The organism is Bacillus cereus group sp. Bc031, assembly GCF_027716265.1.
Classification (GTDB): Bacteria; Bacillota; Bacilli; order Bacillales; family Bacillaceae_G; genus Bacillus_A; species Bacillus_A paranthracis.
On record NZ_JAQFUL010000035.1, the window covers coordinates 44,171 to 50,368 of the forward strand.

The following is a 6,198-nucleotide window of genomic DNA, read 5'->3' on the forward strand; positions in this document are numbered from 1 at the left end:
AAATGATGCGAACAGTATAATGAGGGTAACTTAATTGTGTAGGAATGGATAGGAGTGAATAGTGTGTCAGAAGAAAAAATTTATGATGTCATTATTATTGGTGCAGGACCAGCTGGTATGACAGCTGCAGTATATACATCTCGTGCGAATTTAAGCACATTAATGCTTGAGCGTGGTATTCCAGGCGGGCAAATGGCAAATACAGAAGATGTAGAAAACTACCCAGGTTATGAGTCTATTTTAGGACCAGACTTATCAAATAAAATGTTCGAGCATGCGAAGAAATTTGGTGCTGAATATGCATACGGTGATGTGAAAGAAGTCATCGATGGTAAAGAATACAAAACAATTATTGCTGGTAAAAAAGAATATAAAGCACGTGCAATTATCGTTGCAAGTGGTGCAGAGTATAAAAAAATTGGTGTACCAGGTGAAACAGAACTTGGCGGCCGCGGTGTATCATATTGTGCGGTATGTGATGGCGCATTCTTTAAAGGGAAAGAACTTGTAGTTATTGGCGGCGGAGATTCTGCTGTTGAAGAGGGTGTGTTCTTAACACGCTTCGCATCAAAAGTAACGATCGTTCACCGTCGTGACACGCTTCGCGCACAGAAAATTTTACAAGATCGTGCTTTCCAAAACGAAAAAGTAGACTTTATTTGGAACCACACGATAAAAGAAATTAACGAAGCAAATGGTAAAGTAGGAAGTGTAACACTTGTAGATGTAAACAGTGGAGAAGAGAAAGAAGTCAAAACTGACGGCGTATTCGTATACATCGGTATGTTACCACTATCAAAACCATTTGTTGAACTAGGTATTACAAATGAAAATGGTTACCTTGAAACAAACGAGCGTATGGAAACGAAAGTTCCTGGTATTTTCGCAGCTGGTGATGTTCGTGAAAAAATGCTACGTCAAATTGTAACTGCAACAGGTGATGGTAGTATTGCAGCACAAAGTGCACAACATTACGTAGAAGAATTATTAGAAGAACTAAAAACTGTATCAGAAAAATAAGGGATAATATACCTTTTGAGAAGAAAGCTACCGATAGGAGCTTTCTTCTTTTTTTGTGTGAAAATGTCAAAGTTTTGTCAAAAAATATTGGGATTATAAGCTTTCTTATTGATATACTGGACTTTACGGAAAAAATCACTATAAGAAATGAGGAATTTATTCAGTATGGAATGGCGTAATATATATCGTGGATTTTGTATGGGCGTTAGTGATTTAATTCCTGGTGTGAGCGGCGGTACAATCGCTGTTGTGTTAGGGATTTATGAACAATTGCTTGCGGCAATTAGTGGATTCTTTAGTCGTGAATGGAAAAAACATTTAGGATTTTTAATTCCACTTGCAGCTGGTGTGGCAGCAGCGTTTTTAACGTTAAGTCACGTTATTAAATATTTACTTGCAAATCATTATGAACCGACTCAATTTTTCTTCCTCGGTTTAATTATTAGTATATTACCGATGTTAATGAGAGAAGCTGATGCAAAGTCGTCGTTTAAAGGTAAGCACATTGTTTTATTAATCGTTGCAGCAATTCTTGTTGCCATCACAGCTTTCTTTAAACCAGATAAGACAGCAGATCCAATTACGACGTTAACAATTTTAAATGCAATTGGTTTATTTTTCGCAGGATGGATGGCTAGTATGGCGATGTTACTTCCTGGAATTAGCGGATCTTTTATTTTATTAATTATTGGTGTATATCCGACAGCAATTAATGCTTTAACTACACTCAACTTACCTTTAATTGCAGTTATTGGTGCTGGCGTTATGGTAGGGTTCGTTGTAAGTAGTAAAGGAATTAGTTTCTTATTAGATCGATATAAAAGTATGACATTTGCGGCAATTATTGGACTAGTTATCGGTTCGATTGTAATTGTGTTCCCTGGTATTCCAACTGGAGGATTTTCAATTATAAGTTCAATTTTTACCTTTATTTTAGGATTTGCGATTGTTACTTATTTCGGTAAGAAGTAAGGGCGCTGGAGTCCCCTTGGCGATAAAAGTCGTTAAGGGGATTTTTCATGCTATTCACGGAAAGTCCAGGCATTTACATTGCTTGTTATAAAAAGCTTTTTTAAAATTGTTGAGTAGCAGTGCTTAGCGAAAGGGGGACTGGCTCCTTCGTTGTAGCAAACTGTTTTTGATAGTATAATGAAATGAGTATGCAGTGAGAAATTTGCTGCAAGTAGCTGAGGTGAAGAAACATGCAAAGAGTGACAAACTGTGTGTTAATTAGAGATAATGAAGTACTCTTACTCCAAAAACCTCGCCGGAATTGGTGGGTTGCACCAGGCGGGAAAATGGAGCGTGGTGAGACTGTAAGAGATTCCGTTGTTCGCGAGTATCGTGAAGAAACAGGTATTTATTTAAAGAACCCAGCGTTAAAGGGGGTCTTCACCTTTGTCATCCAAGAAGGTGATAAAGTTGTTTCTGAATGGATGATGTTCTCCTTTTTAGCGACAGATTTTGCAGGAGAAAACAAACTAGAGAGCGAAGAAGGCATCATTGGTTGGCATACATTTGATAAAATTGATGATTTAGCAATGGCACCAGGAGATTATCACATTATTGATTATTTAATTAAAGGAAATGGCATAATCTACGGTACATTTGTATATACCCCAGATTTTGAGTTGCTTTCATATCGATTAGATCCGAGTTAAACCGTCAAGGAGAGGATACGATGACAGAGAATAATGATATAAAAATGGTAATTATTACAGGAATGTCTGGAGCTGGAAAGACAGTAGCTTTACAAAGTTTTGAAGATTTAGGATATTTCTGTGTGGATAATTTACCACCGATGTTATTGCCAAAGTTTATTGAGCTTATGGCGGATTCAAAAGGAAAAATGAATAAAGTAGCACTTGGTATTGATTTACGTGGCCGAGAGTTTTTCGAACATTTATGGGAAGCGCTTGATGATTTATCAGAACGTACATGGATTATTCCTCATATTTTATTCTTAGATGCGAAAGATAGCACACTTGTAACTCGTTATAAAGAAACGAGACGCTCGCATCCACTTGCACCAACTGGTCTGCCGTTAAAGGGAATCGAAGCAGAGCGTAATTTATTAACAGATATGAAGGCACGCGCGAATATTGTGCTTGATACATCTGATTTAAAACCGAAAGAATTACGTGAAAAAATTGTTCACCTATTTTCAACTGAAACTGAGCAAGCATTTCGTGTAAATGTTATGTCATTTGGATTTAAGTACGGTATTCCAATTGATGCCGATTTAGTATTTGATGTTCGTTTTTTACCAAATCCATATTACATTCCACATATGAAGCCATTAACAGGACTAGATGAGGAAGTTTCATCGTATGTGCTGAAATTTAATGAGACGCATAAGTTATTAGAGAAATTGACTGATCTTATCACTTTCATGCTGCCTCATTATAAAAGAGAAGGCAAGAGTCAACTTGTAATTGCAATTGGATGTACAGGTGGACAGCATCGTTCTGTTACGCTTACAGAATACCTTGGGAAACATTTGAAACCAGAGTATAGTGTTCATGTATCTCATCGTGATGTGGAGAAGAGAAAGGGCCATTAAGGGATGAAAAAAGAGAGAAAACCTAAAATTGTCATCATGGGAGGCGGAACTGGACTTTCTGTTTTATTACGAGGATTAAAACAATATCCGGTTGATATTACAGCAGTTGTTACAATCGCTGATGATGGTGGCAGTTCAGGTAGATTACGTGATGAGCTAGAAATTCCACCCCCAGGTGACATTCGTAACGTACTTGTTGCGTTATCAGATGTAGAGCCACTGGTGGAAGCTTTATTCCAGCATCGTTTCACAACGGGAGATGGGCTGAAAGGTCATGCGTTAGGAAATTTATTATTGGCAGGTATGACCTCGATTACAGGAGACTTCTTCCATGCTATTACAGAAACGAGTAAAGTTTTAAATGTTAGAGGACGTGTATTACCAGCAGCGAATCAAAGTGCAGTACTACATGCGGAACTAGAAGACGGAGAAATTGTAACAGGTGAATCAAAGATTCCTTATTTCGGAAAGAAAATTAACCGTGTCTTTTTAACTCCAGAAGATGTAGAGCCGTTACATGAAACGTTGACTGAAATTAAACGAGCTGATTTACTTGTTTTCGGTCCAGGAAGTTTGTATACGAGTATATTACCGAATTTAGTTGTTAACAAAATTGGGGACGCTGTTCTTGCTGCAAAAGCAAAGAAGGTATATGTGTGTAATGTTATGACGCAAGCTGGTGAAACGATGGGATATACTGCGTTTGATCATGTGCAGGCGTTACATGATCATTTAGGTGAACCATTTATCGATACTGCAATTGTAAATAACCGTGATATTCCTTGTGAATTACGTCAGTTATATGAGGAAGAAATGTCAGCACCAGTTGTAGTAGATGAAGAGCGTTTTACTGAAAATAATATTAATGTGATTCAAGATCAATTAGCGAAGTATGATGACCGTGTTGTAAGACACGATACATTAAAACTAGCTTCTATTTTATATTCACTGTTGTAGATGTGCGTTGCCTCGTTTGAGGTAACGCTCCTCATTTCATATAGGACAAGATTTTTGTTCCACAATAATCGTATAAGGAGGTGTTGACTGTGTCATTTGCATCAGAAACAAAGAAAGAGTTGACGAATCTGGAGATGAAGGAATGCTGTGAGAAAGCAGAATTATCAGCGTTACTTCGCATGAACGGATCGCTTTCTTTTTCAAACCGTCGTCTATCAATCGATATTCAAACGGAAAATGCGGCAATTGCAAGAAGGATTTATACGCTTTTGAAAAAAGGATATGACGTGACGGTAGAATTACTTGTTCGTAAAAAAATGCGATTGAAGAAAAACAATGTATATATCGTAAGGCTTGTTGAGAAGTCACGCGAAATATTAGCTGATCTTCATATCGTTCGAGACGACTTTTCATTTATTCGAAATATATCACAAGAATTAATTGAGAAGAAATGTTGTAAACGATCGTATTTACGCGGTGCATTTTTAGCAGGTGGTTCAGTAAATAACCCAGAAACATCATCTTATCATTTAGAGATCTTTTCGTTATATAAGGAACATAATGATGCTATATGTGAACTGATGAACGGATTTGATTTAAATAGTAAGACGTTGGAAAGAAGAAAAGGGTACATTACGTATTTGAAAGAAGCAGAAAAGATTACAGAGTTTTTAAATATTATAGGTGCTCATAATGCACTTTTAAGATTTGAAGACATTCGAATCGTACGTGATATGCGTAATTCTGTAAATCGCTTAGTGAACTGCGAAACAGCTAATTTAAATAAAACAATTGGTGCAGCGCTAAGGCAGATTGAAAATATCCGTTATATTGATGAGACAGTTGGTCTTGATATATTGCCGGATAAATTACGAGAAATTGCGCAATTACGAAGAGATTATCAAGATGTAACATTGAAAGAGTTAGGTGAGATGGTATCCGGGGGGAAAATTAGTAAATCGGGTATTAATCATCGTTTGCGTAAAATTGATGATATTGCAGAGAAATTACGCGCGGGGGAAACGGTAGCAAAAAAATAAGAGGTTAAAGGGGAAATGGAGCTGTGGTTCAAAAAAGAGTTCAGGTTTCATTAAAAAACGGTTTACAAGCACGTCCGGCTGCGTTGTTTGTACAAGAGGCCAATCGCTTTCATGCAGATATTTTCATCGAAAAAGATGGGAAGACAGTAAATGCAAAGAGCATAATGGGGATTATGAGCTTAGCAATTGGAACTGGTAGCATGATAACAATTACAACAGAAGGTTCAGATGCAGAAGAGGCTTTAGAGGCACTAGCTGCATATGTACAATAAGAAGCTATCGCGCATGTGCGATAGCTTTTTTGTTGTTTGGGGCTTGTTGGTGGGGGTATGTGAGATGTGCGTTCTTGTCGAGAATTGTCGGTAAGTCGATAAGTTGTGTCGAAACGTCGATATATTAAAATAATCGCCGATATAATTGGAGTTAAGGTCGATATATTTGAAAAATCGCCGATATATTTTGCTTGATACTAGGTGGGGTATACGGGCGGAGAACAGCATATAAAAAAAGCGCCCTGTTATAGGGCGCTTCCGCTTTTAAGTATTAACGATTTGTAAAGATCTTATCGATTAAACCGTATTCTAAAGCTTTTTCTGCTGTCATGAAGTTGTCGCGGTC

Annotated in this window: 8 protein-coding genes; 7 read left to right on the forward strand and 1 reads right to left on the reverse strand. The window is 37.4% G+C overall.

The features are described 5' to 3' along the window. Positions 1 to 63: 63 nt before the first annotated feature. The 7 genes from trxB (at position 64) to PDQ33_RS15220 (ending at position 5,852) form a co-directional block, all read left to right on the forward strand. Positions 64 to 1,020, forward strand: a complete 957-nt coding sequence (gene trxB / locus PDQ33_RS15190; RefSeq protein ID WP_001288072.1) for a thioredoxin-disulfide reductase — start codon at positions 64 to 66, stop codon at positions 1,018 to 1,020. 165 nt (positions 1,021 to 1,185) lie between these two features. Beyond that, a complete protein-coding gene (locus PDQ33_RS15195; RefSeq protein ID WP_270756061.1) occupies positions 1,186 to 1,992 on the forward strand; it encodes a DUF368 domain-containing protein in 807 nt (268 codons plus the stop codon). A gap of 230 nt (positions 1,993 to 2,222) precedes the next feature. Then, entirely contained in the window at positions 2,223 to 2,681 is a 459-nt protein-coding gene (locus tag PDQ33_RS15200) for an NUDIX hydrolase (RefSeq protein WP_001190080.1), read from the forward strand. A 20-nt stretch (positions 2,682 to 2,701) separates the two neighbouring features. Continuing rightward, positions 2,702 to 3,583: an RNase adapter RapZ gene (rapZ, locus tag PDQ33_RS15205; protein ID WP_270756062.1), complete on the forward strand. Its 882-nt coding sequence runs from the start codon at positions 2,702 to 2,704 to the stop codon at positions 3,581 to 3,583. A 3-nt stretch (positions 3,584 to 3,586) separates the two neighbouring features. Then, complete coding sequence (locus tag PDQ33_RS15210; RefSeq protein ID WP_000712175.1) at positions 3,587 to 4,540, forward strand: gluconeogenesis factor YvcK family protein; 954 nt, start codon at positions 3,587 to 3,589, stop codon at positions 4,538 to 4,540. Positions 4,541 to 4,629: 89 nt separating this feature from the next. Beyond that, positions 4,630 to 5,580 (forward strand): DNA-binding protein WhiA, encoded by a 951-nt coding sequence (gene whiA, locus PDQ33_RS15215; protein ID WP_000006561.1) that lies wholly within the window; start codon positions 4,630 to 4,632, stop codon positions 5,578 to 5,580. Between the two features lie 23 nt (positions 5,581 to 5,603). After that, positions 5,604 to 5,852 carry an HPr family phosphocarrier protein gene (locus PDQ33_RS15220; RefSeq protein ID WP_000250307.1) on the forward strand — a complete coding sequence of 83 codons (249 nt, stop codon included), beginning with the start codon at positions 5,604 to 5,606 and terminating at the stop codon, positions 5,850 to 5,852. Between the two features lie 271 nt (positions 5,853 to 6,123). Here the strand turns inward: PDQ33_RS15220 and PDQ33_RS15225 are convergent. Next, a partial coding sequence (locus PDQ33_RS15225; protein WP_170933200.1) for an ATP-dependent Clp protease proteolytic subunit occupies positions 6,124 to 6,198 on the reverse strand: 75 nt, incomplete at its 5' end.

What these genes read in the sequence shown, in the direction of transcription:
- PDQ33_RS15195 (WP_270756061.1), top strand. Translation starts at nt 1,186, where the DNA reads ATGGAATGGCGTAATATATATCGTGGATTTTGTATGGGCGTTAGTGAT.
- rapZ (WP_270756062.1), top strand. Translation starts at nt 2,702, where the DNA reads ATGACAGAGAATAATGATATAAAAATGGTAATTATTACAGGAATGTCT.
- PDQ33_RS15200 (WP_001190080.1), top strand. Translation starts at nt 2,223, where the DNA reads ATGCAAAGAGTGACAAACTGTGTGTTAATTAGAGATAATGAAGTACTC.
- PDQ33_RS15210 (WP_000712175.1), top strand. Translation starts at nt 3,587, where the DNA reads ATGAAAAAAGAGAGAAAACCTAAAATTGTCATCATGGGAGGCGGAACT.